The following is a 24,583-nucleotide window of genomic DNA, read 5'->3' on the forward strand; positions in this document are numbered from 1 at the left end:
GGTAAGGCGCTCAGCGCTGGAATGTGAAGGAGGCGTGAATCGTGATCACTGAACAGCAGGCCCGTTCCATGCTGCACCACCCCGTCCATGACGCCCAGGGCAACAAGATCGGCAAAGCGGACCACATGTTCCTTGACGACGCCACCGGAAAACCGGAGTGGGTGAGCGTCAAGACCGGTTGGTTCGGTGCGAGCGAGTCGTTCGTGCCGATCCGCGACGCCCGGGTCGTCGACGACCACCTGGAGGTGCCGTACCCCAAGGAGAAGGTCAAGGACGCGCCGCTGGTGGACGTGGACAGCACCGGACACCTCTCCGAGCGGGAGGAACGCCGGCTCTACCAGCACTACGGCATCGCCTGGGACGACGCCTGGAAGTCCGCCAACCAGCCCGGCGAGGGCGGCTGGGCCCACGCGGGCGGTGGTACCGCCGCCGCCGCGGCCGGCACCGCCGCCACGACCGGCCGCCCAGGTACGACCGGCCGCCCCGGTACGGCCGGTACGACCGGCATCACCCCGACCGGCACCACGCGCGCCGCCGCTCCGGGCACCGCCGCCACCGGGCGGACCGGCCACCTGGGCAAGGACGGCGCGATGACCCGCTCCGAGGAGCGGATGAGCGTCGGCGTCGAGCGGTACGAAGCCGGCCACGCGAAGCTGCGCAAGTACGTCGTCACCGAGGAGGAGCGGCAGACCGTGCCGGTGCGGCACGAGGAGGTCCACCTCGAGCACGAACCCATCACCGACGCCAACCGGGGCGCCGCGATGTCCGGTGAGCCCATCTCGGAGGCCGAGTACGAGGTCACCCTGCACGCGGAGCGGCCGGTGGTGCGCACCGAGGCCGTCCCGGTCGAGCGCGTGCGGCTGGTGACCGAGGAACGCGTCGAGGAGCAGACCGTCACCGGCCAGGTGCGCAAGGAGCGCATCGAGGCCGACCTGCCCGACGGGAAGTCGGGGCACCTGCGGGACAAGGAGTTCCGGGCCCAGGAGCTCCGCGACAAGGACCGCCGCCGGTGACACCCGGCGGGCCGTGACCGCCCGGGCGGCCACGGCCCGCTCGTCGGCCGGGCGGTTCGTCGGACCGGCCGATCGTCGGATCCTTCCCCGGGCCCGTCGGGTGTTTCCCCCGACGGGCCGATCGGCCGAGCGGACGGAGCACCCGGTCGCATATCGTCACCGGTCATGGAGATGCACCAGCTGCGCTACTTCGCCGCCGTGGTCGACGAGGGCACCTTCACCGCCGCCGCGGCCCGGCTGCACGTGAGCCAGTCCGGCATCAGCACCCAAGTGGCCAAGCTGGAACGCGAACTGGGCCAGCAGCTGCTGGACCGGGCCGGACGGCAGGTGCGTCTCACTCCGGCCGGTGAGGCGGTCCTCCCGCTGGCGAAGAACGCGCTGGCGACCCTCGAAGCCATCCAGCACACCGCCGCCGAGTTCGCCGACGCCGTCCGCGGCCGGGTCCGGCTGGGCATGATCATGGGCTGCTCGATCCCGCCCTTCCTGGACGCCGTCGCCGACCTCGGCCGCAGCCACCCCGGCATCGAACTCAGCCTGCACGAGGGGCACTCCGAGGACCTCCAGGCGCAGGTCCTGGCCGGTTCCCTCGACCTGGCCCTGATCGGCTACGCGGGCGAGGTGTCCCCCGGCCTGGAGGCCACCGTCGCCGTCGACGAGCCGATCGCCGCGGTCGTGCCCGTCGGGCACCCGCTCGACCGGGCGCGGCTGCGACTCGCCGACCTGCGGGGCGAGAAGATCCTCTGCCTCTCCCCGGGCACCGGCATTCGCGCCGCCTACCAGGACTCCTGCCGCCGGCTCGGCCTGGACCCGCGGGTGGACATCGAGGCCAGCTCACCGGTCGCGCTGCTCCGGCTCGCCGAGCGCGGCGCGGGCGTGGCCGTGCTCAGCGCGTCCTCCGCCGCGGGCACCGCGGGCGCCGGGCTGCGGACCGTGCCGCTGGCCGACGCCGCCACCTGCGCCCGGCTCGGCCTGGTCGCCCGCCACGACCAACCGTCCCCGGCCGTACGGCTGTTGCGGGCCAGGCTCCGGGCGGCGCTCCGCTTCGGGTGATCGTCGGCCGCAGGCGCGGAGGGGCTCCTTCGTCCGCCAGCGCCAACCGGTCGCTCCCCGCGGGGCTCAGGCCTTCCAGCGCGGATCGCGCCCCGAGGCGGCCAGCGCGCGGTCCCAGGCGGAGGCGTCCTCCGGCAGCGCCACCGACGCCGCGAACCCCGCGTACTGCCGGTACAGCTCGGCGTTCTCCGCCACGATCTCCCCGACCAGCAGGGCGAGTTCCTCGTCGACCTCGATCCGCCCGCCGGTCGCCCGGGCGACGTCCCAGCCGTGCAGCAGCAGCTCCAGGAGCAGCATCCGGGCGATCCCGACCGCCGGCACCGGGGAGCCGCCGAGGTCGACGTCCCCCTCCCAGGCGGCCGGGTCCGCCCAGGCCGCGACCGCGCGCTCCAGCTGGGCCGCGTAGGCGGAGCGCCAGTCGGCGTCGGCGGTGAAGTCGCGCGAGCCCAGCTCCTCGGGCAGCTCGGTGCGCCGGGCGCGGTGCTCCAGGCCGTGCGAGGTGTAGAGCACCCAGTGGTTGATCAGCGCACGGGTGTCGAACTCCGTACAGGGCGTCGGCCCGTCCAGCGGCCGGTCGGCCGGGACGGCGGCGGCGACAGCGGCCGCCGCGGAGGCGGCGCGGGCCAGGAAGGGGTGCATCGGGTGGGCGTTCATGCGTCGATTCTGGCGCGGGGGGCACCGGCCGGTCTTGAAGAAACGCGACGGGCCGTAGCCTGGCGGCATGGCGATCGACCCCCGGGACCTGCAGGAGCTCCCGGGTTCCCTGGACCCCCAGGACCCCTCCGACCTCGGCCGCGGCGTGCTCCACCCCGCCCGGGCGGCGGAGCTGATCACCGTGGACCGGCTCGCACCCGACCCCGCCGTGGCGCGGTTCGTCGAGTACTACTGGCTGGTCCGCTGGGACCTGCGGGGCCTGCCGCCGTACGAGCAGAAGGTGCTCGCCCACCCCAACGTCCACCTGGTCTTCGAGGCCCCGCGGGCGCGCGTCTACGGGGTGGACCGCTCGCTCTTCGTGCGCCGCCTGGAGGGCGCCGGGCACGTGCTGGGCGCGCGGTTCCGCCCCGGCGCCTTCCGCCCCTTCGCCGGGCACCCGGTGAGCGGGCTGGCCGACCGTTCCGTGCCCGCCGCCGAGTACTTCGGGCCCGAGGCCGACCGGGTCTGCGCGGAGGTCCTCGCGGCGCCCGGCAGCCCCGCCGCCCTCGCCGACGCCTTCCTCCGCCCCCGGCTGCCCGCGCCGGACCCGGTCGCCGCCGAGGTCGCCGCCATGGTGGACCGGATCACCGGCGCGCCGGACCTGTGCCGGGTGGACGGGCTGGCCGCCGAGCTGGGCCTGACCGTCCGCCGCCTCCAGCGCCTGTTCGCCGAGTACGTCGGCGCCTCCCCGAAGTGGGTGCTGCGCCGCGCCCGCCTCCACGAGGCCGCCGAACGCGCCGGAGCGGACGGCGGGTTGGACCTGGCCGCGCTCGCCGCCGAGCTGGGCTACGCGGACCAGGCGCACCTCACCCGGGACTTCACCGCCGCCGTCGGCGTCTCCCCGGCCCGCTACGCGGGGACGCGCCGAGACGGCCCTCGGGCCGCCTACGCCCCCAGGAAGCGCTGCAACTCGTCCAGCAGGTAGTTGGCCCCGGTGTAGCCGATCCCCTGGAACCAGAGCTGGTCGTCCACCGGGAACGCCCGGTGCCCCCTGACCGCCCCCAGGGCCTGCCAGCTGGGGCTCGCCAGCACGGCGTTGGCGCCGGACGCCTCCGGGCCGCCGTACACGGCGTACAGCAGGAGGTCGCCGTCGGCCCTGGCGAGCTGGTCCGGCGGGATCTCGAAGTCCGACTGGTCGACGTTCTGCGCGTCCGGCCGGCCCACCTGGGCGTCGGCGAGCACCGTCCCGGGGAAGCTCTGCCGGCCGAACAGCCGGATGCCGCCGCCCTCCACGAACCGCACCAGGCTCACCCTGCGCCCCGACGCCTTCGCCGCCGCCAGCGCCTGCGCCACCTGCCCCGCGTGCTTCTGGTACGCGCCGGCGAAGGCCGCCGCGGCCGCCTCCCGGCTCAGCGCCTGGGCGTGCAGCTGGACGTTCGCCTTCCACGGCGCCCCGGCGGTCTGGGTGAGCACGGTCGGGGCGATGTCCCGCAGCTGCTCGTAGCGGTCGCCGTCGCGGGTCTGGTTGGAGAGGATCAGGTCCGGCCGCAGCGCCCGTACGGTCGGCAGGTCGGGCGCGCCGGCCGGGCCGACCAGCCGGATCCCGGCGGTCCGGGAGGCCGGCCAGTACGCGGGATAGCTGGTGTCGCGGCCCGCCAGCGCGGCGCCGACCGGGGTGATGCCGAGGGTCAGCGCCGAGTCGAGCACGTCGGTGTCCAGCACGACCACCCGCATCGGCGCGCCCGGCACCACCACCGGGCCGGTGGCGGCGTTCACCGTCACGGGCGGGACCGCGGCCGGGGACGGCGTGGCGCCGGCGGTGAGGCCGTCCGCGGTCGGCGGGGCCGGGTGCCGGGTGGTGCAGCCGGCGGCCGCCGCGAGCGCGCCCGCGCCGAGACCGGTGAGGAGGGTGCGGCGGGAGATCCGGGGCATCGGCGGTCCTCAGGCGGCGCGGTCGGGTCGGGGCGCCGTCGATTATGTCCGAAATGACAGCTGAAGCGCCGTCAAGCGTGGGTGCCGCCGGGGGTGAGCGCCGCCCAGGGAGCGCCCGGGACGACCAGCGGCGTGCCGGTCACCGGGTCCGGCACGACCACCGAGTCCAGCCCGAACACCTCCCGGACCAGTTCGGCGGTCACCACGTCCCCGGGCGCGCCCTGCGCCACCACCCGGCCGTCCCGCATCGCCACCAGGTGGTCCGCGTACCGGGCGGCCTGGTTGAGGTCGTGCAGCACCGCGACGACGGTCCGGCCGCGCTCGACGTTCAGCCGGCGGACCAGGTCCAGCACCTCGACCTGGTGCGCGATGTCCAGGTAGGTGGTCGGCTCGTCCAGCAGCAGGATGTCGGTGCCCTGGGCGAGCGCCATCGCGATCCAGGCGCGCTGGCGCTGGCCGCCGGACAGCTCGTCCATGCTCCGCTCGGCCAGGTCGGCGGTGGAGGTGCGCTCCAGCGCCTCCGCGACCGCCGCCTCGTCCTCCGGCGACCACTGCTGCCACCAGCTCTGGTGCGGCTGGCGGCCGCGGGCGACCAGGTCCGCCACCGAGATGCCCTCGGGGGCGGTCGGCGACTGCGGCAGCAGGCCGAGCCGCTGGGCGATCCGCTTGGTCGGGATCCGCGCCAGCTCCTCGCCGTCCAGCAGCACCGCGCCCCGGACCGGCTTCAGCAGCCGGCCGAGGGCCCGCAGCAGGGTCGACTTGCCGCACGCGTTCGGGCCGACGATCACCGTCACCCGCCCGTCCGGAACGGCCACGTCCAGGCCCTCGACGACCGTGCGCGCCTCGTAGGCCAGGGTGAGGCCCCGGGCCTCCAGGCGGTGATCGGACATCAGGAACCTCCACGGCGGGAACGGATCAGCAGCCACATCAGGTACGGCGCGCCGACCATGCCGGTCACCACGCCCACCGGCAGCTCCGTCGGAGCCAGCAGCCGCCGGGCGACCAGGTCGGCGAGGACGACCACCAGCGCGCCGGTCAGCGCCGAGCAGAACAGCGGGACCTGCGCCGAGCGGGCCAGCCGCAGCGCGATCTGCGGGGCCATCAGCGCGACGAAGTCGACCGGCCCGGCGGCCCCGGCCGCGCACGAGGCCAGCACGATGCCCAGCAGCGCCATGCCGAGGCGGATCCGGTCCAGGCGCAGGCCCAGGCCCACGGCGGTGGCGTCGTCGAAGGAGATCGACCGCTGGGCCCGGGCGGCCCACAGCGCGACCGGCAGGGCGGCGACCAGCACCCAGGCGAGCCGGCCGGCCTGGTCGTAGCCGGCGCCGTTCAGGCTGCCGGTCATCCAGACCTTGGCGGCCTGGGCCTGGAAGCCGTCGCCCTTGGTGAGGAAGACGGAGGTCAGGGAGGACAGCGCGACGCTGATGCCGATGCCGATCAGCACGAAGCGCTGCGCGTGCAGGCCGCGCCGCCAGGCCAGCGCGTACACCAGCAGCCCGGCCAGCAGGCCGCCGGCCACCGCCGCGTACGGGGCCTCGCCGGTCGAGCCGACCACGCCGTACGCCATCAGGCCGACCACGGTGGCGGTCGCGCCCCAGGTCACGCCCACCACGTCGGGGCTGGCCAGCGGGTTGCGGGCGACGGTCTGGACCAGCGCGCCGGCCAGCCCGAGCGCCAGGCCGACCAGCAGCCCGACCACCACCCGGGGCAGCCGGAACTCGCCGACCACCAGCTCGTGCGGGCTCGGCCGCCCGAGCACCACCTTGACCACCTCGCCCGGCGCGACGGTGGACTCGCCCAGGCAGAGCGCGGCCACCGCGGTCGCCGCCAGGGCCGCCAGCAGGCCGACGGCGACGGCCACCGAGCGCCGGTGCACCAGGAACGACGCCCGCCCGGCCCGGACGGCCGAGTAGCCGCGCAGCGACACCGAGGTCATGCCGCCACCACCTTCCGGCGGCGGACCAGGGCCACCAGCACCGGGACGCCGACCAGCGCCGTCATCACGCCCGCCGGGACCTCGGACGGCGGGAACAGCACCCGGCCGAGGGTGTCGGCGAGCAGCAGCAGTGCCGGGCCGAGGACGGCGGAGAAGGCGAGGATCCAGCGGTGGTCGGCGCCGGCCACCGCGCGGGCCGCGTGCGGGACGGCGAGGCCGACGAAGGCGATCGGACCGGCCGCCGCCACCGCCGAGCCGGTCAGGACGGTCGCGCCGAGCGCGCCGACCGCCCGGACCAGGCCGGTCCTGGCGCCCAGCCCCTTCGCGGTGTCGTCGCCGAGCGCCAGGGCGTCCAGCCCGCGCGCCACCGCGACCACCAGCACCGTGCCGACGGCCAGGAACGGCAGCAGCTGCCAGGCCACGTCCGCGGTCCGCCCGGAGAGCGAGCCGACGTGCCAGAAGCGGAACTGGTCCATGGTGACCGCGTCGGTGGTCAGCACCAGGGTGTTGAGCGAGGCGATGAACGCGGACATCGCCGAGCCGGCCAGCGCCAGCTTGATCGGCGTGGCGCCGCCCCGGCCGCGGCCGGCGAGCCCGTACACCAGCACGGTGGCGACCACCGCGCCGGCGAAGCCGAACCAGACGTAGCCGGTGAGGGTGGAGACGCCGAAGCCGGAGATGGCGACCACCACGCCGGCCGCCGCGCCCTGGGAGACGCCGAGGATGCCGGGGTCGGCGATCGGGTTGCGGGTCAGGCCCTGCATGACGGCCCCGGCCAGGCCGAGCGCCGCTCCGACGGCCAGCCCGACGACCGTGCGCGGCACCCGCAGCTCGCGGACCACCACGGCGTCGGCGGTGTCGCCGCCGTGCAGCAGGGCGTCGAGGGTGTCGCCGAACGGGACGGTCCGGCTGCCGACCGCCAGGCTCAGCAGCACCGCGGCGGCCAGCACGGCGAGGGCGGCGGCGAGCCACGGTATTCGGCGCCGCGGCGCGCGGGGCGTGCCGGGCGGTGCGCTGGTGTTCATGGGCCCTCTCCGGAGACAACTGAGGCAAACCTAAGTTCAGCTCCGGAGCCCGGGCAAATTGCCTCGTCCTGCGCGACACCCGTTGGGTAGCCTGACGGCATGCCCGAGACCTCCCCCGCTCAGCTCACCGTCGGCTTCGACCTCGACATGACGCTGCTGGACACCCGGCCGGGTATCCGCGCCACCTACCTGGCGCTCTCCGCCGAGACCGGCACCCGCATCGACGCCGACCTGGTGGTCACCCGGCTCGGTCCGCCGCTGGCGGACGAGATCCGCAACTGGTTCCCGGAGGCCGAGGTGGAGCGGGCCGTCACCCGCTACCGCGAGCTCTACCGCGACCACGCCTTCGCCCCGACCACGGCCCTGCCCGGCGCGTACGCCGCCGTCGAGGCGGTCCGCGCCCACGGCGGCCGGGTCGCGGTGATCACCGGCAAGTACGAGCCGAACGCCCGCCTCCACCTGGAGCACGCCGGGCTGGTCGCGGACACCGTGATCGGCGACCTGTGGGCGGAGACCAAGGGCGAGGCGCTGCGCGAGCACGGCGCGACCGTCTACGTCGGCGACCACCTGGGCGACATCCGGGGAGCCCGGCACGCGGACGCCGTCGCGGTCTGCGTGCCCACCGGCCCGTACAGCGCGGACGAGCTGCGCGAGGCGGGCGCGGACGTGGTGCTGGACGACCTCAACGCCTTCCCCGACTGGCTCGCCGGGCACCTGGCCGCCCTCTAGGGGCCCTCCCCGGGCCCGCGGCGGGCCCTCAGGACCCGACGGGCCCGGTCCGGCGGCGCTGGGCCCGGGCGTTGAGCAGCAGCCCGGTCAGCGCGGCCAGGAAGCCGGCCGGCATCAGCATGCTCAGCCAGTACGCGGCCGTCGGCAGGGGCGTCAGGTGCAGGAACAGCGGGACGAAGGTGACCAGGGTGGCGAGTGCGCCGAGACCGAAGACGATCGCCCCGGCCTTGACGTACACGTCGCCGGGCTCGGCGCTCTGGCTGCTCACGTCTGCTCACTCCTCGGGACCGGTGGGGACTGCCCCCAGTCTGGCAGAGCGGCCGCCGGAGCCGTCGGCCGGAGCGGGCCGGTCACGTTGCGCAGTTTCCCGGCAGCTGAACGTTTTGATCCCTGTTGAGCGGGGGTATGCACGGGGTGCCGAGGGGCGCTACAGGTGCGTCCCGCGTCCTCAGACCCGGGGGTGTGAGCCGATGGACTGCGCGGAGCCGCGCCCCGGCCGTGCCAGTGCCGGGTCGCCCGTGACCGCGAGATCCCGCTCCCGCCGCCCCGACCGGGCCTCGGAACGCGGTTCCCTCGCGGAACGCGGATGAGGCAGTGACGGGCCGTTAGTCTGCTCCTGACCGCGTGCCGACCATGAGCGCCCACGGGCGCCGACCCGAGGTCGGACGCTTTTCCCACCACCCAGTGATCCCCGGCCAGGGCCGGGATCCCTCACACCCATTCGAGGACTGTTCGAGATGCCCACCGGCCAGGTCAAGTGGTTCAACGAGACGAAGGGCTTCGGCTTCCTGTCGCGCGACGACGGCGGCGACGTCTTCGTCCACACCAAGGCGCTGCCCGACGGTGTCACGTCGCTGAAGCCGGGCCAGCGGGTCGAGTTCGGCGTGGTCGCCGGGCACCGCGGGGACCAGGCGATGGCCGTGCAGCTGCTGGAGGCGCTGCCCTCGGTGGCCGCCGCCCAGCGCCGGAGCGCCGACGACATGGCGCCGATCGTCCAGGACCTGATCACCACGCTGGACTCGGTGCTGCCCGGCCTCCAGCGCGGGCGCTACCCCGCCAAGCCGACCGGCCAGAAGCTGGCCGGCCTGCTGCGCGCGGTGGCCGACCAGTTCGACATCTGACCGGCCGGAGCCGGAGCCGGAGCCAGCCGCCGGGACAGCGGGCCGGAACCGGCGGCTAGAACGCGAGCGCACCCGGGTCGAGCGGGGGCACCAGCCCCTCCGCGGCGGCCCGGGTGAGCAGTGCGCGGACGGCCGCGTAGCCCTCCTCGCCGAGGTCCTCGGTGAACTCGGTGACGTACAGCCCGATGTGCTGCTCGGCGACGTCCAGGTCCATCTCCTGGGCGTGCGCCAGCACGTACCCGCGGCTCGCCGCCGGATCCGCCCAGGCCTGCCGCACGGAGGCGCGGATCGTGTCGGCGATCGCCCGCAGCCGCTCGGCGCCGAGCGAGCGCCGGGCGACGATCGCGCCCAGCGGGATCGGCAGGCCGGTCTCCCGCTCCCAGGCCTCGCCCATGTCGGCCAGGCTGTGCAGGCCGTACTGCCGGTACGTGAAGCGGGCCTCGTGGATCACCAGGCCGGCGTCCACCCGGCCGTCCCGGACGGCGGGCATGATCTCGTGGAACGGCAGCACGACGATCTCGCCGAAGCCGCCCGGCACCGCCTTCGCCGCCCAGAGCCGGAACAGCAGGTAGGCGGTGGAGCGCTCGGAGGGCACCGCGACGGTCTTCCCGGCCAGGTCGGCGGGGGAGTCCACGCCCGGCAGGGTGAGCACCAGCGGCCCGCAGCCGCGGCCCAGCGCACCGCCGCAGGGCAGCAGGGCGTACTCCTCCAGGACCCACGGCAGCGCGCCGTAGCTGATCTTCAGCACGTCCAGTTCGCCGCGTTCGGCCCGGCCGTTGGTGACGTCGATGTCGGCGAAGGTCACCTCGGGGGCGTCCGCGCCGGGCACCAGGCCGTGCGCCCAGGCGTGGAACACGAAGGTGTCGTTCGGGCAGGGCGAGTACGCGATGCTCAGCCGTTCAGCCACGGCCGGCCTCCTCAGTCGGTTCGTGCCGCGCGGCCGGTGGCGGCGACCAGCCCGGGCAGTTCGTGGACGGGCAGCGCGGCGAAGGCCCGCTCCAGGGCGGCCAGCGCCTCGCCGATCCGCCAGGCGGCCCGGTCGCGCGGGCCCACCGGATTGGACACGGTGCGCAGTTCGAGGGCCGGCACGCCGTACCGGGCGGCGGCCTCGGCCACGCCGAAGCCCTCCATCGCCTCGGCGACGGCGCCCGGGTGGCGGGCCGCCAGCTCGGCGGCCCGCTCGGCGCTGCCGGTGACGGTGGAGACGGTCAGCACCGGGCCGACGGCCAGGTCCGGGCCGGCCAGCGCCCGCGCGACCAGCGCGACGGCGGCCGGCGGCGGGGTGTGCCGGACGGTGCCGAAGCCCAGCTCGGTGACGTCGGCGAAGCCCTCCGGGGTCTCGGCGCCGAGGTCCGCGGCCACGATCGCGTCGGCCAGCACGGTGGCGCCGACCGGGGCGAGCGGGACGAAACCGCCGGCGATCCCGGCCGAGACGGCCAGCGCGTACGGGTGGGCCGCCAGCGCGGCGGAGGCGGCGGCAGCGGCGGCGGCCGGGCCGACCCCGGCGGCCAGCACGTCCACCGGCGCCTGCTCGGCGCGGTGCAGGGTGCCGCCGGGCAGCGGCAGCGCGGCGGACCCGCCGGGCAGGCCGCGCAGCACCGCCTCGGCCTCGGCGGCCACCGCGACGACGACGAGCAGCCGGGCCCGGGCGGGGCCCGACCGCTCGTCGGGGCCGTCGGTGACGGCGGGCGCGGTCATCGCGGGACCGTCAGCTGTCCTGGGTGTTCAGCTGGAAGTACCAGACGGCGATCGGGTTGTCCGAGTTCTTGTCGCCCTCGACCACGGTGACCAGGGTCTTGCCGCTGGCGTTCAGCACCTTGTTGGCCTGCTGGGAACCCGACCAGGTCGGGCCCTTGGCGTACGAGAACAGGCTGAAGCGGCCGCCCTGGCCGGTCGAGCCGCCGTTGGTGAACGCCCACCAGCCGGTCTCGGCCACGTTCGGGGAGACCCCGACGCCGACCCGGTCGCTCGCCACCACGTCGGAGGTGGGCAGCGTGCCGTTCTTGAGGGCCTCGGTGGCCTTGTCCTGGCACTCCTGCTGGAGGTCCTCGGTGATCGGGTTGCCGCCGTTCCAGCACAGCGGGTCCGTCTCGACCGAGGAGTTGCCGACCGTGAGGGTGGCCCGGTGGGAGCTGTGCTCGGTCTGGTCGGCGGCGATGGCGACGGAGGTGCCCACCGTGGCGGCGCCGACCACGACGACGGCGCCGAGGGCGGCGATGACACGGGAATTGAGGCTCATGCGTCAGAATCTACCGGGCCTGGCCGATCACGCGACGCGGGGGTCGCCGCCGCGTGTTGCCGCCCGCCCCGATCAGGCCACCCGGGGCGCCGTCGGGTGCCGCCGCAGGCCCACCCGGAAGAGCGAGCGGAGCGTCCACAGCAGCATCAGGCCGACCACCCCGGCGGCGATCGACAGGCCCAGCTTCCCGTTCAGCGGCAGCAGGATGCCGACCGCCCCGCCGGCCACCCAGGACAGCTGCATCAGGGTCTCCGAGCGGGCGAACGCCGAGGTCCGCACCGCCTCCGGGACGTCCCGCTGGATCAGCGCGTCCAGCGCCAGCTTGCCCAGCGAGGCCGCCATCCCGGCCACCCCGGCGACCAGCACCACCGTCACCACGCCGTACCAGAGCGCGGTCGCCGCCGTCACGCAGGTCGCCAGCAGCAGCATCGCGGTGACCGTCGCCTCCGGGCCGCGGGTGCGCAGCCAGGAGCCGAGCACCGAACCCAGCGCGTTGCCCGTCCCGGCCGCCAGCGCCACCAGGCCCAGCGCCACCGTCGGCCGCAGCCCGCCGACCGGCTCCTCCCGCAGCAGGAAGGCCAGGAACATCACCAGGAAGCCGACCAGCCACTTCATCGCCGACATCGCCCGCAGCGCCAGGATCACCGAGGGGCCGACCGTGCGCAGCGAGGCCTTGACCGGCGGCGGCCGGTGGTGGATCAGGTGCGAGCCCTCGCCGTGCACCTCGGCGTGCAGGACGGCGCGCTGCTCGCCCTTCGCCGAGTCCACCGCCGGCGGCAGGTGGAAGGCCATCAGGGTGCCGACCACGAACACCAGGAAGGCGCCGCGCAGCGGCCAGCCGGGCCCGATCAGGTGCAGCAGCCCGCCCACCGCGGCCGCCACGCCGGTGGCCAGCAGCCCGGCCAGGGTCACCCGGGAGTTCGCCTTCACCAGGGACAGCCGGCTCGGCAGCAGCCGGGGCACCACCACGCTGCGCACCACGCCGTACGCCTTGGACGCGACCAGCACGCCGAGCGCCTCCGGGTAGAGCGCGATGCCGCCGCCGACGATCACCCCGGCCATCGTCCAGGCCAGCACCGCCCGGGCCAGCATGGCCATCGCCATGGCCGCCCGGCGGCCGTGCGGCAGGCGGTCCAGCAGCGGGCCGATCACCGGGGCCAGCAGGGCGAACGGGGCCATCGTGATCAGCAGGTAGAGCGCGACCCGGCCGCGGGCCTCGCCGGTCGGCACCGAGAAGAAGATGGTGGACGCCAGTGCGACGGTGATCAGCATGTCGCCGAAGGAGTTGAGCGCGTGCAGCTCGATCAGCTTCGCGAGGCCGGACTCGCCCGCGCCCTCGGCGGCGGTGGCCCGGCGGATCCGCCGGCCGGTGCCGTGCACCACCTTGCCGGTGCGGGAGCCGACGGCGGAGGCGGTGCGGACCAGGATGTTCCGGCGGGGCTCGGGGGCCTCGGCCCCGTCCTCGTCGTCCTGCGGCTCCTGCCCGGCCCGGCCGGGGGCGACGGGGACGTCGGGGGCCGCGGGCCCGGAGGGCGCCCCGGCGCCGTCCGCCGGCCGCGGTTCGCCCGCGCCGGGGACCGGGGGCTGCTGTCGCGGCACGGCGTCCGCCTGGTCGGGGCTGCCGGCCTGCGGGGCGCGGAGTGCGTGCTGCGACGGGTCGTGGTCCGCCACAAGCCCATCCTGCCCCAGAATCGCCGAGCCGACGCAGGACCGGGCTCCGCTCGGCGCGGCCCGGGGACGGCCGTGTCCGCCCCGGACTGTGCCGGGGCACCGACCGGCGGGTAGCCTGCCCCAAGGTCGACCCGCCGGGGCGCCGGGGCGCCGGCAGGCCGGTCGAGCGGCGCGGCCGGTACCCGAGGGGGCTCCGGGTCGCGCAGAATGGACGAGGGACACCGAGCCGCGACGGATCAGGCAACACGCCGTGGGCGACAGAAGAACTGGGAGAGAATCGACGCCGTGAGTGCTGCGATGCGAAGCCGTACCCCCGACCGGCTCTGTGCCGAGGCCGTCGAACTCGCCCGCCAGGCCGCCGAGGAGGCCGTCGGTGCGGAGGCCGTCGGGCCGCACCTGGGTGTCCAGGCGGACGCCGACCGCGTCGTCACCCACACCTTCGAGTGCCTTGACGCGGCGTACCGGGGCTGGCACTGGGCGGTCACCGTCGCGCGTGCGCCGCGCGCCAAGAACGTCACCCTGGACGAGGTCGTGCTGCTGCCCGGCCCCGACGCGATCCTCGCCCCGCAGTGGGTGCCGTGGAGCGACCGGCTGCGCCCCGGCGACATGGGCCCGGGCGACCTGCTGCCCACCGGCGCCGACGACCTGCGGCTGGAGCCCGGCTGGACCGGCGAGGACGAGCCCGCGCCGAACTCCGCGGTCGCCCTGGTGGACGACGAGGACCTGGTCGTCACCGACCCGCACGTCCAGCCCGCCCCGGCCCGCGCCCGGATCGACGCCGTCGCCGAGGAGCTGGGCCTGGGCCGCAGCCGGGTGCTCTCCCGGCTCGGCCTGCACCTGGCCGCCGAGCGCTGGGAGAAGGTCCACGGCCCGCACACCCCGATGGCGCAGGCCGCGCCGGCCTCGTGCGCGAGCTGCGGCTTCCTGGTCCCGATCGGCGGCTCGCTCGGACAGGCGTTCGGCGTGTGCGGCAACGAGTTCGGCCCGGCCGACGGCCAGATCGTCTCCTTCGCGTACGGCTGCGGCGGGCACTCCGAGGCGGCCGTCATCCCGGCCCCGCCGGCGCCGTCCGAGCTGATCCTGGACGAGCTGGTGGTCGAGCCGCTCCCGCTGCACCCCGACCGCGCCTCCGGCTCCGTCGAACCCGACGCCCCGGCCGAGGAGCTCGGCCACTCCTGAGGCCCCGGGCCGCACGGCCCGCCCCGGCGACGAACCGGGGCGGGCCGTCGGCGTTCCCGGGCTCAGCGGCGGCCGAACAACCCGCGCCCGGGCGGGGCGGCGTCCGGCGCCGGGGCAGTCGGGCCGGGCGGCGGGGCGTCCTGCCCGCTGTGGACCAGTTCGGCAACCGAGACCCGGAAGTGGCGCTTCCAGCCGCGGTGGGCGAGCTCGACCAGGAAACCGCCGTCGGACGTCCTGAAGATCCGGCGCATCGGCGGGCCGTCCGGCTCCGGGCCCTCGCGGGGGACGTACGTGCGGGCCGTCTCCTCGGCCAGCCGGACCGCCTGCTCCCGGCCCAGCGGGGCCTCCTGGGGCGGGGTCAGCTGCCACCGGTGGGCGCCGTCCGCCTCGATCCGGCGGTCGCGTTCGACCAGGACGTACCAGGAACCGTCGGAGACCACGTGCCCTCCCCCTCACCGGCCGGAACTCGGGCCTCAGCATAGGCAGCGGGCGCCCGTGGTCCGTCGGGGGTGCCCGGGCAGGGAAGAATGCCCTACGACGAACAGGGCAGCGGAAGGCGGCAGGTCCAGTGGAACCTCGGATCATCGGCAGCGGCACGGACGAGCACCTCGCGGACCCCTTCGGGAGCGCCGCGCTGCGGCGGCGGGTGCTGGACGCCTGGGCCGCCTCGCCGGCCCGGTTCCGGGAGGACGCCAACGCCGAGGAGGAGCTGGCGCTCGGCGGCTACCGGGACCGCCTGGTGGTCGAGTTGGCGCAGAACGCGGCCGACGCCGCGGTGCGGGCCGGCCACGGCCCCGGCCGGCTGCGGCTGACCCTCGCCGACGGCGTGCTCGCCGCCGCCAACACCGGCGCCCCGCTGGACGCGGCCGCCGTCGAGTCGCTGTCCACCCTGCGCGCGTCCTCCAAGCGCGGCGAGGAGCCCGCCGTCGGCCGGTTCGGGGTCGGCTTCGCCGCCGTCCTCGCGGTCACCGACGAGCCCGCCGTGCTGAGCGCCTCCGGCGGGGTGCGCTGGTCGCTCGGCGAGGCCCGGGCGCTGGCCGGGGCCCAGCCCGAGCTGGCCGACGAACTGCGCCGCCGGGACGGCCACGTGCCGCTGCTGCGGCTGCCGTTCGCCGCCGAGGGCCCGGCCCCGGACGGCTACGACACGGTGGTCGTGCTGCCGCTGCGGGACGCCGCCGCCGAGGACCTGACCCGCCGTCTGCTGGCCGGGATCGACGACGCGCTGCTGCTCACCCTGCCGGGCCTGCGCGAGGTCGTGGTGGAGACCCCGGACGGCACCCGCACGCTCACCCGGGCCGCCGCCGAGACCCGCCCGGACGGGGTCACCGAGGTCACCGTCACCGACGACGCGGGCGGCGGGCTGCGGCAGACGGTCTGGCAGACCGCCGGCGCCTCCGGCACGCTCGCCGCCGAGCTGCTGGCCGACCGGCCCACCGAGGAGCGCGCCCGCCCGTACTGGACGGTGACCTGGGCCGTCCCGGTCGGCCCGGACGGCGCCCCGCAGCGGCCCGGGATCGCCTCGGTGCTGCACGCGCCCACCCCCAGCGACGAGCCGGTCGGCCTGCCCGCGCTGCTGATCGCCTCGTACCCGCTGGACTCCACCCGTCGGCACGTCGCGCCCGGCCCGCTGGCCGACTTCCTCACCGAGCGGGCCGCCGACAGCTACGCCGACCTGCTGCGCGCCCGCGGCGCGGACCTCGGCTCGCTCGGCCTCGTCCCGGCCCCGCTCGGCCAGGGCGCGCTGGACAACGCGCTGCGCGCCGCGGTGCTCTCCCGGCTGCCCGGCACGCCGTTCCTGCCGCACCCGGCGCCGGTCGAGCAGGGCACGCCCGCGCTGCGGCCCCGCGACGCGACGCTGCTGGAGGGCGCGGACGGCTCGGTGGTCGAGGCGCTCGCGCCGATCTTCCCCGGGCTGCTGCCGGCCGGCCTGGAGCGCCGCACCGAGCTGCGGGTGCTGAACGTGCGCCGGGTGCCGCTGGCCGAGGTGGTGGACCAGCTCGGCGGCCTGGACCGCGAGCCCGCCTGGTGGCGCAACCTGTACGCGGCGCTCGGCGCGGCCGACCCGGAGGCGCTCGGCGCGCTGCCCGTCCCGCTCGCCGACGGGCGGACGGTCACCGGGCCGCGGCGCGTGCTGCTGCCCTCCGAGGACGCCGACTGGGCGGCCTTCCCCGGCTACCCCGGGTCGCTCGCGGGCGCGCTCGCCGCACTCGACCTGCGGCTGGCCCACCCCGAGGCCGCCCACCCGCTGCTGGCCAAGCTCGGCGCAGGCACCGCCACCCCGGCCGGGGTGCTGGACACCCCCGAGGTGCGGGCCGCCGTCGCCCGCTCCTACGAGCTGGCCGAGGACGACCTCGACGCGGCGCTCGAACTGGCCGACGCCGTCCTGGCGTTGGTGAAGGCCGCCGCCGCCGAGCCGGGCGCCCACCCCTGGCTGGCCCGGCTGGCGCTGCTCGACGACGAGGGCGAGCCCGCCCGGGCCGGCGAACTCGTCCTGCCCGGAAGCCCGTTCGCCGCGCTCGCCCGCGAGGAGGACGCCGGCTGGGTGGACGACGAGCTGCTGGAGCGCTGGGGGCCGGAGGTGCTCGCCGCCGTCGGCGTGCTGGCCGACTTCGTGCTGGTGCGCGCCGAGGACGTGGTGCTCGACCCGGACGACCTGGAGCGGCTGGACCCCACCGTCCCGGCCGACCGCGCGGCCGGCGGCCACCCCACCGGCCTGCTGGACGAGGCGCCGGACGGGCTCGCCGAGTGGGCCGAGGACGCGCTGGAGGCGCTGCAGGCCGACGAGGCGGTCGGTGTCCCGCCGGTGGCCGCCGAGCTGCTGGCGGTGCGCGACCTCGACCTGGTGGACGACGACGCCTGGCCGGAGGCGCTTGCCGCGCTGGCCCGCCCGCCGTACCGGGACGCCGTCGTCAACCCGGTGCGCACCCTGCTGCCGGACGGCTCGTACGCCGACCTGCCGCCGTACACCGCGTGGTGGCTGCGCGACCACCCGGTGCTGGCGGGCCGGGAGCCGGCCGGCCTGCGCGCCGCCGGCGCCGACCCGCTGCTGCGCGGCCTGTACGACGAGGCCCGCACCACCCTGGACGACCGGTTCCTGCACGCGCTCGGGGTGCGCACCACGCTGGCCGCGCTGCTCGCCGAGCCGCACGGGCCGGACGAGGTGCTGGACCGGATGACCGACCCGGCCGCCGAGGTCGGCCACCGCCAGCTGCACGGCATCCACACCGCGCTGGCCCGGGTGGACCGCGAGCGGATCGAGCCGCTGGACGTGGTGCGGGCGCTGCCGCCGCTGGACCCGGCCACCGGGCGCCGGCCGGACCACACCGTGGTGGTGGACGCCACCGAGGCGGTTGTCGCCGACGCCCCGGACCTGGTCCAGCTGCTGCACCCGTACCCGCTGCTGCCGGTCGCCCCGGCGCTGGCCGCCGACCTCGCCGAGCGGCTGCACGTGTCGCTGGCCAGCGAGGTGGCGGGCGGCCGGGTGCTCTCCGAGGGCGCGCTGCACCGGGTCCCGGCGGTGGTGCGGGAGCTGCTGCCCGGCTGCCCGGTCGCCTACGAGGAGCACGAGGAGCTGCTGGTCGTCGGGCCGGACGGCGCCGAGGCGGCGGTGGACTGGCGCTGGGACACCGGGGCGGACACCCCGGAGCCGCCGTACGACCCGGAGCTGGCCGAGGCCGGCGACGAGGACGACGAGTTCGAGGTCCCGCCGGTGTCCGGCCTGCTGCACGCGGCCACCCCGGAGGGCCTCGCCGCGGGGCTGGCCTGGTCGGTCGGGCAGTGGCACCGCCGCTTCGAGGTGCTGGCCGCCCTCAGCGAGCCGGACCGCGCCTACGAGCTCTCCGCCGCCCGCGACTTCGAGGGCTGAGCGGTCCGCGGCTGAGGCGCCGCGGGCGTCAGCGGGCCGAGTCGGCCCGGCGCGTCCCCGCCGGGCACGTCACTCGTACCCGCGGCGCTTCATCCAGGCCCAGGCGACCTCCAGCGCGATGCCGCAGACCACCGCGATGGCGACGCCCGTCAGGGGGTCGCGGAAGCCCACCAGGGAGAGGTCGAAGAAGCTCTTCAGCGGGGGGACCAGCAGGACCAGGGCGAAGGCGCCGCCCATGGTGCCGATCAGCAGCAGGCGCCACCAGTTGTACGGGCGGGCGACGATGGCGAGCACCCAGACGGCGATCAGGAAGAGCGTCAGGGTGGCCACGCTGGTGTCGGCCGTGAGGTCGGTCGCGTGGTCGGTGCGGGCGAGGGTGTAGGCGACGAAGGTGCCGGTGCCGGCGATGGCGCCGCCGGGGATCGCGAGGCGCAGCACGCGCTTCACGAAGCCGGTGCGGGCCCGCTCGTTGTTGGGGGCGAGCGCGAGGAAGAACGCCGGGATGCCGATGGTCAGCGAGGACAGCACGGTGGAGTGCCGGGGCAGGAACGGGTACGGCGAGTGGGTGAAGATCACCAGCAGCGCCAGCAGCACCGAGTAGACGGTCTTCACCAGGAAGAGCGAAGCGACCCGCTCGATGTTGCCGATCACCCGGCGGCCCTCGGCCACCACCGAGGGCAGGGAGGCGAAGGAGTCGTTCAGCAGCACGATCTGGGCGACCGCCTTGGTGGCGTCGGAGCCGGTGCCCATCGCCACGCCGATGTCGGCGTCCTTGAGCGCGAGCACGTCGTTGACGCCGTCGCCGGTCATCGCCACGGTGTGGCCGCGGGACTGCAGGGCCCCGACCAGCCGGCGCTTCTGCTGCGGGGTGACCCGGCCGAAGACGCTGGTCCGGTCGGCGGTGTCGGCGAGCTCCTCCGGGTCGGCGGGCAGGCTGCGGGCGTCCAGCGGGTGGTCGGCGCCGGGCAGGCCCAGGTGGCCGGCCACCGCGCCGACCGAGACCGCCGCGTCGCCGGAGATGACCTTGGCCCGGACCCGCTGGCTCTCGAAGTAGCGCAGGGTCTCCGCGGCGTCCGAGCGCAGCCGCTGCTGGAGTACCACCAGGGCGAGCGGGGTGAGGTCGGCCGCCGGGTCGGGGGCGTCCAGCGGGACGGGGGTGCGGCCCAGCAGCAGCACCCGCAGGCCCTTGGCGCCCAGTTCGTCCACCTCGGCCAGCGCCGGGTGCCCGGCGGGCAGCAGCACGTCGGGCGCGCCGAGCAGCCAGCTGGCCTCGCCGCCCTGCGGCTCCAGCAGCTGCACGCCGCTCCACTTGCGGGCGGAGGAGAAGGGCATCGCCTCGATCACCCGCCAGCCGTTCCCCGGCGCGCCGTCCGCACCGCCGTCGCCGCGCCCGTACGCGTCGATGACGGCCTGCATGGACGGGTTGGGGCGGGCGTCGGCGCCGGCCATCACGGCCAGCGCGTGCTCGACGGTCTCCGGGGTGACGGCGGCGGGCTCCCCGTCGGCGAGCACCCGCAGGTCGACCACGTCCATGCCGCCCTCGGTGAGGGTGCCGGTCTTGTCCAGGCAGACGGTGTCCACCCGGGCCAGGCCCTCGATCGCGGGGAGCTCCTGGACCAGGCACTGCTTGCGGCCGAGCCGGACCACGCCGATCGCGAAGGCGACCGAGGTCAGCAGCACCAGGCCCTCGGGGACCATCGGCACGATGCCGGCCACCATGCGCCGGACGGCCTCCTTCCAGTCCCGGCCCTCGACGGCCAGCTGGCTGATGATCAGGCCCAGGGCGGTGGGGACCAGCAGGTAGGTGATGATCCGCAGGATGCTGTCGATGCCGGAGCGCAGCTCCGACTTCACCAGGGTGAACTTGCTGGCCTCCTCGGCGAGCCGGGCCGCGTAGGCCTCGCGGCCGACCTTGGTGGCGGTGAAGGCGCCGGCGCCGGCCACCACGAAGCTGCCGGACATCACCTGGTCGCCGGGCTGCTTGAGGACCGGGTCGGGTTCGCCGGTGAGCAGCGACTCGTCGATCTCCAGCCCGTCCGCCTCGGTGACCTCGCCGTCCACGATCACCTTGTCGCCGGTGCCGAGCAGCACGGTGTCGTCGAGGACGATCTCGGAGACGCCGACCTGCTGGGCGGAGCCGTCCCGGCGGACCTGCGGGCGGGCCTCGCCGATCAGGGCGAGGCTGTCCAGGGTCTTCTTGGCGCGCAGTTCCTGGATGATGCCGATCGCCGTGTTGGCCACGATGACCAGGCCGAACAGCCCGTCCTGGATCGGACCGACGACCAGGATGATCCCGAACATCACGCCGATGATCGCGTTGAAGCGGGTGAGGACGTTGGCCCGGACGATCTCCCCGGTGGACCGGCTGGACCGCACCGGAACGTCGTTGACCTGGCCCTTCGCGACCCGCTCGGCCACCTCGGCGGCGGTCAGGCCACCGCGCCGGCCGGGCAGCAGGCCGAGGGGGTGCGCTCCGTCCGGCCGTTCCCCGTCGGTCGGCCGCTCTTCCGCTGGCTGGGCAGGCTGCGTCATGGCACCGACTCTACGGGCGCCTTATGTCCGATGCGTGCTACTAAAGGACTATTCAGTCCGACCGGGTGGCCTGGTTCCGGCCGTCGTCCCCGGCTGTGCGTCCGACGGTCCGTCCGGTGTCCCCGGCGGCGCGGCTGCGGGCGATCGCGTCCCGCCGGGCGCGGCAGTACCAGAGGCCGATCAGGCCGAGCAGGCCGCCGGAGAGGCAGATCCAGGGCCAGGTGCCGTGGCCGTGCTCGGAGAGGGTGCCCTGGAAGGGGAGCAGGGCGAGGAAGGCCACGAACCACAGCACCGTGCCGCCGCCGACGATGGCGACGTCGTTGGCCTCCAGCGGAGGGGGCGAGGGGTGCAGTGGCGTCTTGGGCATGGGGCCTAGCGTACGGTGCGGTGGGGCGGCTGTGCGGGCGCCGTGACCCCGTACGGGCTCTACGCGCGAAGATAGCGCGTGTGCGATCGGGAAACCATACTTAAAGATCTGCGCCCGGCCACCGTCGCCCCGGGCGTCCCCTCCCTCTCCTCAGCTCCCCCACAGAGGACGCACGCATGCCTGTGGTCCAGCCGACCACCGAGTCGCCCGAACCCGCCGACGCCGCGCCCAAGCCCCCCACCGGCGCCGTCGACCGCTTCTTCCGGATCAGCGAGCGCGGCTCCACCCTGCCGCGCGAGATCCGCGGCGGTGTCGCCACCTTCTTCACCATGGCGTACATCCTGGTGCTGAACCCGATCATCCTGGCCAGCGGCACGGACGTCACCGGGGCCCACCTGGACAGCGGTCAGCTGGTCACCGCCACCGCCCTCACCGCGGGTCTCACCACCCTGCTGATGGGCGTCATCGGCAACGTCCCGATCGGCCTGGCCGCCGGACTCGGCGTCAACACGATCGTGGCGCTCCAGCTCGCCCCCAAGATGACCTGGCCGGACGCCATGGGCATGGTCGTGCTGGCCGGTTTCGCGATCATGCTGCTGGTCGCCACCGGCCTGCGCGAGCGGGTCATGAACGCCGTCCCGCTCGGCCTGCGCAAGGCCATCGCGATCGGTATCGGCCTGTTCATCAGCCTGGTCGGCCTGGTCGACTCCGGCTTCGTCAGCCGCATCCCGGACGCCGCCCACACCACCGTCCCGCTCCAGCTCGGCGGCAACGGACACCTGCTCGGCTTCCCGGTGCTGATCTTCGTGATCGGCCTGGTGCTCACCCTGATCCTGCTGATCCGCAAGGTGCCCGGCGCCATCCTGATCAGCATCGCGGTCTCCACCGCGCTCGCCGCGATCATCGACAAGGTGGCCGACGTTCCGGCGCTCAAGTGGGGCCTCACCGTCCCGACCTGGCCCGGCAACCCGGTCTCCGCGCCGGACTTCGGGCTGGTCGGCAAGGTCAGCCTGTTCGGCGGCTTCGAGAAGGTCGGCGTGCTGACCGGGCTGCTGTTCGTCTTCACCGTGCTGATGTCGTGCTTCTTCGACGCGATGGGCACCATCCTCGGCGTGGCCGACGAGGCCCACCTGCTGGACCGCAACGGCGACCTGCCCGGCATCAACAAGGTCCTGATGGTCGACGGCATCGCCACCGCGGCCGGCGGCGCCACCTCGGCCTCGGCCAACACCTGCTTCGTCGAGTCCACCGCCGGCGTCGGCGAGGGCGCCCGGACCGGCTTCGCCTCGATCGTCACCGGCCTGCTCTTCGTGGTGGCGCTCTTCCTCACCCCGCTCGCGACCATGGTCCCGGCCCAGGCCGCCACCCCGGCCCTGATCACCGTCGGCTTCCTGATCCTGGCCAACTCGATCAAGGAGATCGACTGGGCCGACTACACGATCGCGATCCCGGCCTTCCTGACCATCGTGATGATGCCGTTCACCTACAGCATCACCAACGGCATCGGCCTGGGCTTCATCGCCTTCTGCGTGCTGCGCCTGGCCGCCGGCCGCGGCCGCGGGGTCCCCGTCCCGATGTACGCGGTGGCGGCGGTGTTCGCCTTCTACTACCTGATGCCGGCCTTCGGCCTGCTCTGACGCCGTACGGCCGCCCGTGGCCCCGTCCTCCCGCTGGGGAGGACGGGGCCACGGCGTTTCCGGGGGGCGGTCCGCCGGTCAGTGGACGCAGAACTCGTTGCCCTCCGGGTCCCGCATGACGGTCCAGGCACCGCCGGGCTCCTCGACCTGGCGCAGGACCGCGGCGCCGAGGCCTTCGAGGCGGGCGACGGTGGCCGCGCGCTCGCCCGGGCCGGGGTGGACGTCGAGGTGCAGGCGGTTCTTGCCCTGCTTGGCCTCGGGGACGGCCTGGAACAGGACACGGCGGCCGAGGCCGGTGTCCGAGGCCGGGTCGAACGGGTCCTCGGGGTGGCGGACGGCGGCCAGCGAGCGCCAGGCCGGACGGCCGTCCAGCTCGGTGAGGGCCTCCGGGCCGACCGCGCCGGCGGCGAGCAGCCGGGTGATCAGCGTGCTGTGGTCCTCCAGCGTGTACTCCAGGGCGGCGGCCCAGAAGGCGGCCTGGCGGTGCGGGTCGGTGCAGTCGATGACGAGCTTCCAGTGCAGCGGCATGTAACTGTTTATATCGGTTACAAGGCGGCGGATCAACGGTCGGCCGTCAGAAGTTGTCAAAAAGGCACTCGTGTAGGTGAGTTGACGGCGGGAATACTGGCTGGACGGAGAAGGGGGAGGGGAGTCGACCGATGGTGCAACAGGATCCGCCGGGGGGCGTCGAGGCACAGCTGCTGCCGGAGCTGTTCTGGACGGCGGACAAGGCCTCGCTGGACGGCCAGCGCGAGACGCTGCGCTGGTACCGCGGACTGATCGCGATGCTGGTGGTCGCCGCCGTGATCGGGTCGTTCCCCGGCCCGGACGACAAGGGCGACTTCGACGTCTGGCCGCTGTTCTCGGTGGCCGCGTTCCTGGTGGCCGGCTACTTCTGGTCCCGGCTGCGCCGCGGCAACCCGCAGGGCCGCTGGTACCAGGCCCGGGCGGCGGCCGAGTCGGTCAAGACGCTGGCCTGGAAGTACACCGTCCGGGCCCGGCCGTTCGACGGCCCGGCCGAGTCCGCCGACGTCGACCGCGGCTACCTGCTCCAGGTCGAGGACGTGCTGCGGGCCTTCGAGGACCCGGAGATCGTGCCGCCCGGCAGCGTCGCCGAGATCACCCCGGAGATGCGCCGGCAGCGCGCCGGGAACCTGACCGCGCGGCGCACCCTCTACCTGCGCACCCGCGTCGAGGGCCAGCGCACCTGGTACCGCTCCCGGGCCGAGGCCTGCGACTCGCAGGCGGTCTCCTGGGGGCTGGGCATCGCGGTGCTGATCATCGTCGGCGCGGCGGCGGCCGTCGCCCAGGCCACCGGCGCGCTGTCGGTGCACCTCTTCGGCGCCAGCTCGGCCGCGGCCGCGGCGATCATCGCCTGGACGCAGCTCAAGCAGCTCGGCCCGCTGGCCGCCGCCTACCAGCTGGCCGCGCGCGAGCTGGAGAACGTCGGCAACCAGCTGTCCGACCTCGACCTCCGGGCGCCGGACGCCGAGGCGAGCTGGGCCCGGTTGGCCGCCGACGCGGAGGACGCGGTCTCCCGGGAGCACACCACGTGGCGGGCCCGCCGGGCGTTCCCGCGCTGAGCCGTCGTCCCGCGGCCGGCGTTCCCGGAGCCGTCGTGCCGGGGCCGGGGGTCGGGGGCGGGGCCGGGAGG

At 75.5% G+C, this 24,583-nt stretch carries 23 protein-coding genes; 9 read left to right on the forward strand and 14 right to left on the reverse strand.

The features are described from left to right. The first annotated feature begins 41 nt into the window (after window positions 1–41). Together ACZ5GH_RS20485 and ACZ5GH_RS20490 are read left to right on the forward strand one after the other, a co-directional pair. Window positions 42–1,013, forward strand: a complete 972-nt coding sequence (locus ACZ5GH_RS20485; protein ID WP_464334961.1) for a PRC and DUF2382 domain-containing protein — start codon at window positions 42–44, stop codon at window positions 1,011–1,013. A gap of 165 nt (window positions 1,014–1,178) precedes the next feature. After that, window positions 1,179–2,063 carry a LysR family transcriptional regulator gene (locus tag ACZ5GH_RS20490; protein ID WP_464334962.1) on the forward strand — a complete coding sequence of 295 codons (885 nt, stop codon included), beginning with the start codon at window positions 1,179–1,181 and terminating at the stop codon, window positions 2,061–2,063. 66 nt (window positions 2,064–2,129) lie between these two features. Here the strand turns inward: ACZ5GH_RS20490 and ACZ5GH_RS20495 are convergent, their stop codons facing one another. After that, the gene (locus ACZ5GH_RS20495; protein WP_464334963.1) at window positions 2,130–2,717 is read right to left on the reverse strand and encodes a TIGR03086 family metal-binding protein; all 588 of its coding nucleotides are present in this window, start codon (window positions 2,715–2,717) and stop codon (window positions 2,130–2,132) included. Between the two features lie 67 nt (window positions 2,718–2,784). Here ACZ5GH_RS20495 and ACZ5GH_RS20500 point away from each other — a divergent pair, with 67 nt between their 5' ends. Then, on the forward strand, window positions 2,785–3,681 hold the full coding sequence (locus tag ACZ5GH_RS20500; RefSeq protein ID WP_387760424.1) for an AraC family transcriptional regulator: 897 nt from the start codon (window positions 2,785–2,787) through the stop codon (window positions 3,679–3,681). On the opposite strand, the gene ACZ5GH_RS20505 is transcribed toward ACZ5GH_RS20500, so the two are convergent. The 4 genes from ACZ5GH_RS20505 to ACZ5GH_RS20520 all read right to left on the reverse strand — a co-directional run bounded on the left by ACZ5GH_RS20505 (window position 3,642) and on the right by ACZ5GH_RS20520 (window position 7,589). Next, window positions 3,642–4,628, reverse strand: a complete 987-nt coding sequence (locus ACZ5GH_RS20505; RefSeq protein WP_464334964.1) for an ABC transporter substrate-binding protein — start codon at window positions 4,626–4,628, stop codon at window positions 3,642–3,644. The two genes, ACZ5GH_RS20500 and ACZ5GH_RS20505, sit on opposite strands and share 40 nt — an antisense overlap. A 71-nt stretch (window positions 4,629–4,699) precedes the next feature. Further along, entirely contained in the window at window positions 4,700–5,518 is an 819-nt protein-coding gene (locus ACZ5GH_RS20510) for an ABC transporter ATP-binding protein (RefSeq protein WP_387760422.1), read from the reverse strand. Continuing rightward, a complete protein-coding gene (locus tag ACZ5GH_RS20515) occupies window positions 5,518–6,564 on the reverse strand; it encodes a FecCD family ABC transporter permease (protein WP_387760421.1) in 1,047 nt (348 codons plus the stop codon). The genes ACZ5GH_RS20510 and ACZ5GH_RS20515 overlap by 1 nt, the downstream gene beginning before the upstream one ends. Continuing rightward, entirely contained in the window at window positions 6,561–7,589 is a 1,029-nt protein-coding gene (locus ACZ5GH_RS20520; RefSeq protein WP_387760420.1) for a FecCD family ABC transporter permease, read from the reverse strand. Before ACZ5GH_RS20520 ends, ACZ5GH_RS20515 begins: the two co-directional genes overlap by 4 nt. Window positions 7,590–7,688: 99 nt before the next feature. Between ACZ5GH_RS20520 and ACZ5GH_RS20525 the strand changes: the two genes are divergently transcribed. After that, window positions 7,689–8,318 carry an HAD family hydrolase gene (locus tag ACZ5GH_RS20525; protein ID WP_387760419.1) on the forward strand — a complete coding sequence of 210 codons (630 nt, stop codon included), beginning with the start codon at window positions 7,689–7,691 and terminating at the stop codon, window positions 8,316–8,318. Between the two features lie 28 nt (window positions 8,319–8,346). Here ACZ5GH_RS20525 and ACZ5GH_RS20530 read toward each other — a convergent pair whose 3' ends face one another. Next, the gene (locus ACZ5GH_RS20530) at window positions 8,347–8,586 is read right to left on the reverse strand and encodes a hypothetical protein (protein WP_387760418.1); all 240 of its coding nucleotides are present in this window, start codon (window positions 8,584–8,586) and stop codon (window positions 8,347–8,349) included. 469 nt (window positions 8,587–9,055) lie between these two features. On the opposite strand from ACZ5GH_RS20530, the gene ACZ5GH_RS20535 reads away from it, so the two are divergent. After that, window positions 9,056–9,439, forward strand: coding sequence for a cold-shock protein (locus tag ACZ5GH_RS20535; RefSeq protein ID WP_387760417.1), 384 nt, complete (start codon window positions 9,056–9,058; stop codon window positions 9,437–9,439). 55 nt (window positions 9,440–9,494) lie between these two features. Here the strand turns inward: ACZ5GH_RS20535 and ACZ5GH_RS20540 are convergent, their stop codons facing one another. The 4 genes from ACZ5GH_RS20540 to ACZ5GH_RS20555 form a co-directional block, all read right to left on the reverse strand. Beyond that, window positions 9,495–10,346: a 1,4-dihydroxy-6-naphthoate synthase gene (locus tag ACZ5GH_RS20540; RefSeq protein ID WP_387760416.1), complete on the reverse strand. Its 852-nt coding sequence runs from the start codon at window positions 10,344–10,346 to the stop codon at window positions 9,495–9,497. An 11-nt stretch (window positions 10,347–10,357) separates the two neighbouring features. Further along, window positions 10,358–11,137, reverse strand: a complete 780-nt coding sequence (locus tag ACZ5GH_RS20545; RefSeq protein WP_387760415.1) for a futalosine hydrolase — start codon at window positions 11,135–11,137, stop codon at window positions 10,358–10,360. Between the two features lie 10 nt (window positions 11,138–11,147). Next, entirely contained in the window at window positions 11,148–11,678 is a 531-nt protein-coding gene (locus ACZ5GH_RS20550) for a hypothetical protein (protein ID WP_387760414.1), read from the reverse strand. 72 nt (window positions 11,679–11,750) lie between these two features. Further along, window positions 11,751–13,106, reverse strand: a complete 1,356-nt coding sequence (locus tag ACZ5GH_RS20555; protein WP_464336849.1) for an MFS transporter — start codon at window positions 13,104–13,106, stop codon at window positions 11,751–11,753. A gap of 540 nt (window positions 13,107–13,646) precedes the next feature. Here ACZ5GH_RS20555 and ACZ5GH_RS20560 point away from each other — a divergent pair. Then, a complete protein-coding gene (locus tag ACZ5GH_RS20560) occupies window positions 13,647–14,528 on the forward strand; it encodes a DUF3027 domain-containing protein (RefSeq protein WP_387760453.1) in 882 nt (293 codons plus the stop codon). A gap of 62 nt (window positions 14,529–14,590) precedes the next feature. Here the strand turns inward: ACZ5GH_RS20560 and ACZ5GH_RS20565 are convergent, their stop codons facing one another. Further along, entirely contained in the window at window positions 14,591–14,968 is a 378-nt protein-coding gene (locus ACZ5GH_RS20565; RefSeq protein WP_464334965.1) for a hypothetical protein, read from the reverse strand. Window positions 14,969–15,096: 128 nt separating this feature from the next. Between ACZ5GH_RS20565 and ACZ5GH_RS20570 the strand changes: the two genes are divergently transcribed. Further along, window positions 15,097–18,393, forward strand: a complete 3,297-nt coding sequence (locus ACZ5GH_RS20570) for a sacsin N-terminal ATP-binding-like domain-containing protein (RefSeq protein WP_387760413.1) — start codon at window positions 15,097–15,099, stop codon at window positions 18,391–18,393. Window positions 18,394–18,462: 69 nt separating this feature from the next. On the opposite strand, the gene ACZ5GH_RS20575 is transcribed toward ACZ5GH_RS20570, so the two are convergent. Then, window positions 18,463–20,925, reverse strand: a complete 2,463-nt coding sequence (locus tag ACZ5GH_RS20575) for an HAD-IC family P-type ATPase (RefSeq protein ID WP_387760412.1) — start codon at window positions 20,923–20,925, stop codon at window positions 18,463–18,465. A 52-nt stretch (window positions 20,926–20,977) separates the two neighbouring features. Beyond that, window positions 20,978–21,292 carry a DUF2530 domain-containing protein gene (locus ACZ5GH_RS20580; RefSeq protein ID WP_387760411.1) on the reverse strand — a complete coding sequence of 105 codons (315 nt, stop codon included), beginning with the start codon at window positions 21,290–21,292 and terminating at the stop codon, window positions 20,978–20,980. 176 nt (window positions 21,293–21,468) lie between these two features. Between ACZ5GH_RS20580 and ACZ5GH_RS20585 the strand changes: the two genes are divergently transcribed. Next, entirely contained in the window at window positions 21,469–22,929 is a 1,461-nt protein-coding gene (locus ACZ5GH_RS20585) for an NCS2 family permease (protein ID WP_387760410.1), read from the forward strand. 78 nt (window positions 22,930–23,007) lie between these two features. On the opposite strand, the gene ACZ5GH_RS20590 is transcribed toward ACZ5GH_RS20585, so the two are convergent. Then, complete coding sequence (locus ACZ5GH_RS20590; RefSeq protein WP_387760409.1) at window positions 23,008–23,457, reverse strand: VOC family protein; 450 nt, start codon at window positions 23,455–23,457, stop codon at window positions 23,008–23,010. Between the two features lie 131 nt (window positions 23,458–23,588). On the opposite strand from ACZ5GH_RS20590, the gene ACZ5GH_RS20595 reads away from it, so the two are divergent. Beyond that, a complete protein-coding gene (locus ACZ5GH_RS20595; protein WP_387760408.1) occupies window positions 23,589–24,512 on the forward strand; it encodes a DUF4231 domain-containing protein in 924 nt (307 codons plus the stop codon). Window positions 24,513–24,583 lie beyond the last annotated feature (71 nt).

It is taken from the genome of Kitasatospora sp. Xyl93 (assembly GCF_055383135.1).

What these genes read in the sequence shown, in the direction of transcription:
- ACZ5GH_RS20535 (WP_387760417.1), top strand. Translation starts at nt 9,056, where the DNA reads ATGCCCACCGGCCAGGTCAAGTGGTTCAACGAGACGAAGGGCTTCGGC.
- ACZ5GH_RS20500 (WP_387760424.1), top strand. Translation starts at nt 2,785, where the DNA reads ATGGCGATCGACCCCCGGGACCTGCAGGAGCTCCCGGGTTCCCTGGAC.
- ACZ5GH_RS20520 (WP_387760420.1), bottom strand. Translation starts at nt 7,589, where the DNA reads ATGAACACCAGCGCACCGCCCGGCACGCCCCGCGCGCCGCGGCGCCGA.
- ACZ5GH_RS20595 (WP_387760408.1), top strand. Translation starts at nt 23,589, where the DNA reads ATGGTGCAACAGGATCCGCCGGGGGGCGTCGAGGCACAGCTGCTGCCG.
- ACZ5GH_RS20515 (WP_387760421.1), bottom strand. Translation starts at nt 6,564, where the DNA reads ATGACCTCGGTGTCGCTGCGCGGCTACTCGGCCGTCCGGGCCGGGCGG.
- ACZ5GH_RS20550 (WP_387760414.1), bottom strand. Translation starts at nt 11,678, where the DNA reads ATGAGCCTCAATTCCCGTGTCATCGCCGCCCTCGGCGCCGTCGTCGTG.
- ACZ5GH_RS20525 (WP_387760419.1), top strand. Translation starts at nt 7,689, where the DNA reads ATGCCCGAGACCTCCCCCGCTCAGCTCACCGTCGGCTTCGACCTCGAC.
- ACZ5GH_RS20490 (WP_464334962.1), top strand. Translation starts at nt 1,179, where the DNA reads ATGGAGATGCACCAGCTGCGCTACTTCGCCGCCGTGGTCGACGAGGGC.
- ACZ5GH_RS20510 (WP_387760422.1), bottom strand. Translation starts at nt 5,518, where the DNA reads ATGTCCGATCACCGCCTGGAGGCCCGGGGCCTCACCCTGGCCTACGAG.
- ACZ5GH_RS20545 (WP_387760415.1), bottom strand. Translation starts at nt 11,137, where the DNA reads ATGACCGCGCCCGCCGTCACCGACGGCCCCGACGAGCGGTCGGGCCCC.
- ACZ5GH_RS20505 (WP_464334964.1), bottom strand. Translation starts at nt 4,628, where the DNA reads ATGCCCCGGATCTCCCGCCGCACCCTCCTCACCGGTCTCGGCGCGGGC.
- ACZ5GH_RS20495 (WP_464334963.1), bottom strand. Translation starts at nt 2,717, where the DNA reads ATGAACGCCCACCCGATGCACCCCTTCCTGGCCCGCGCCGCCTCCGCG.
- ACZ5GH_RS20585 (WP_387760410.1), top strand. Translation starts at nt 21,469, where the DNA reads ATGCCTGTGGTCCAGCCGACCACCGAGTCGCCCGAACCCGCCGACGCC.
- ACZ5GH_RS20560 (WP_387760453.1), top strand. Translation starts at nt 13,647, where the DNA reads ATGCGAAGCCGTACCCCCGACCGGCTCTGTGCCGAGGCCGTCGAACTC.
- ACZ5GH_RS20575 (WP_387760412.1), bottom strand. Translation starts at nt 20,925, where the DNA reads ATGACGCAGCCTGCCCAGCCAGCGGAAGAGCGGCCGACCGACGGGGAA.
- ACZ5GH_RS20580 (WP_387760411.1), bottom strand. Translation starts at nt 21,292, where the DNA reads ATGCCCAAGACGCCACTGCACCCCTCGCCCCCTCCGCTGGAGGCCAAC.
- ACZ5GH_RS20590 (WP_387760409.1), bottom strand. Translation starts at nt 23,457, where the DNA reads ATGCCGCTGCACTGGAAGCTCGTCATCGACTGCACCGACCCGCACCGC.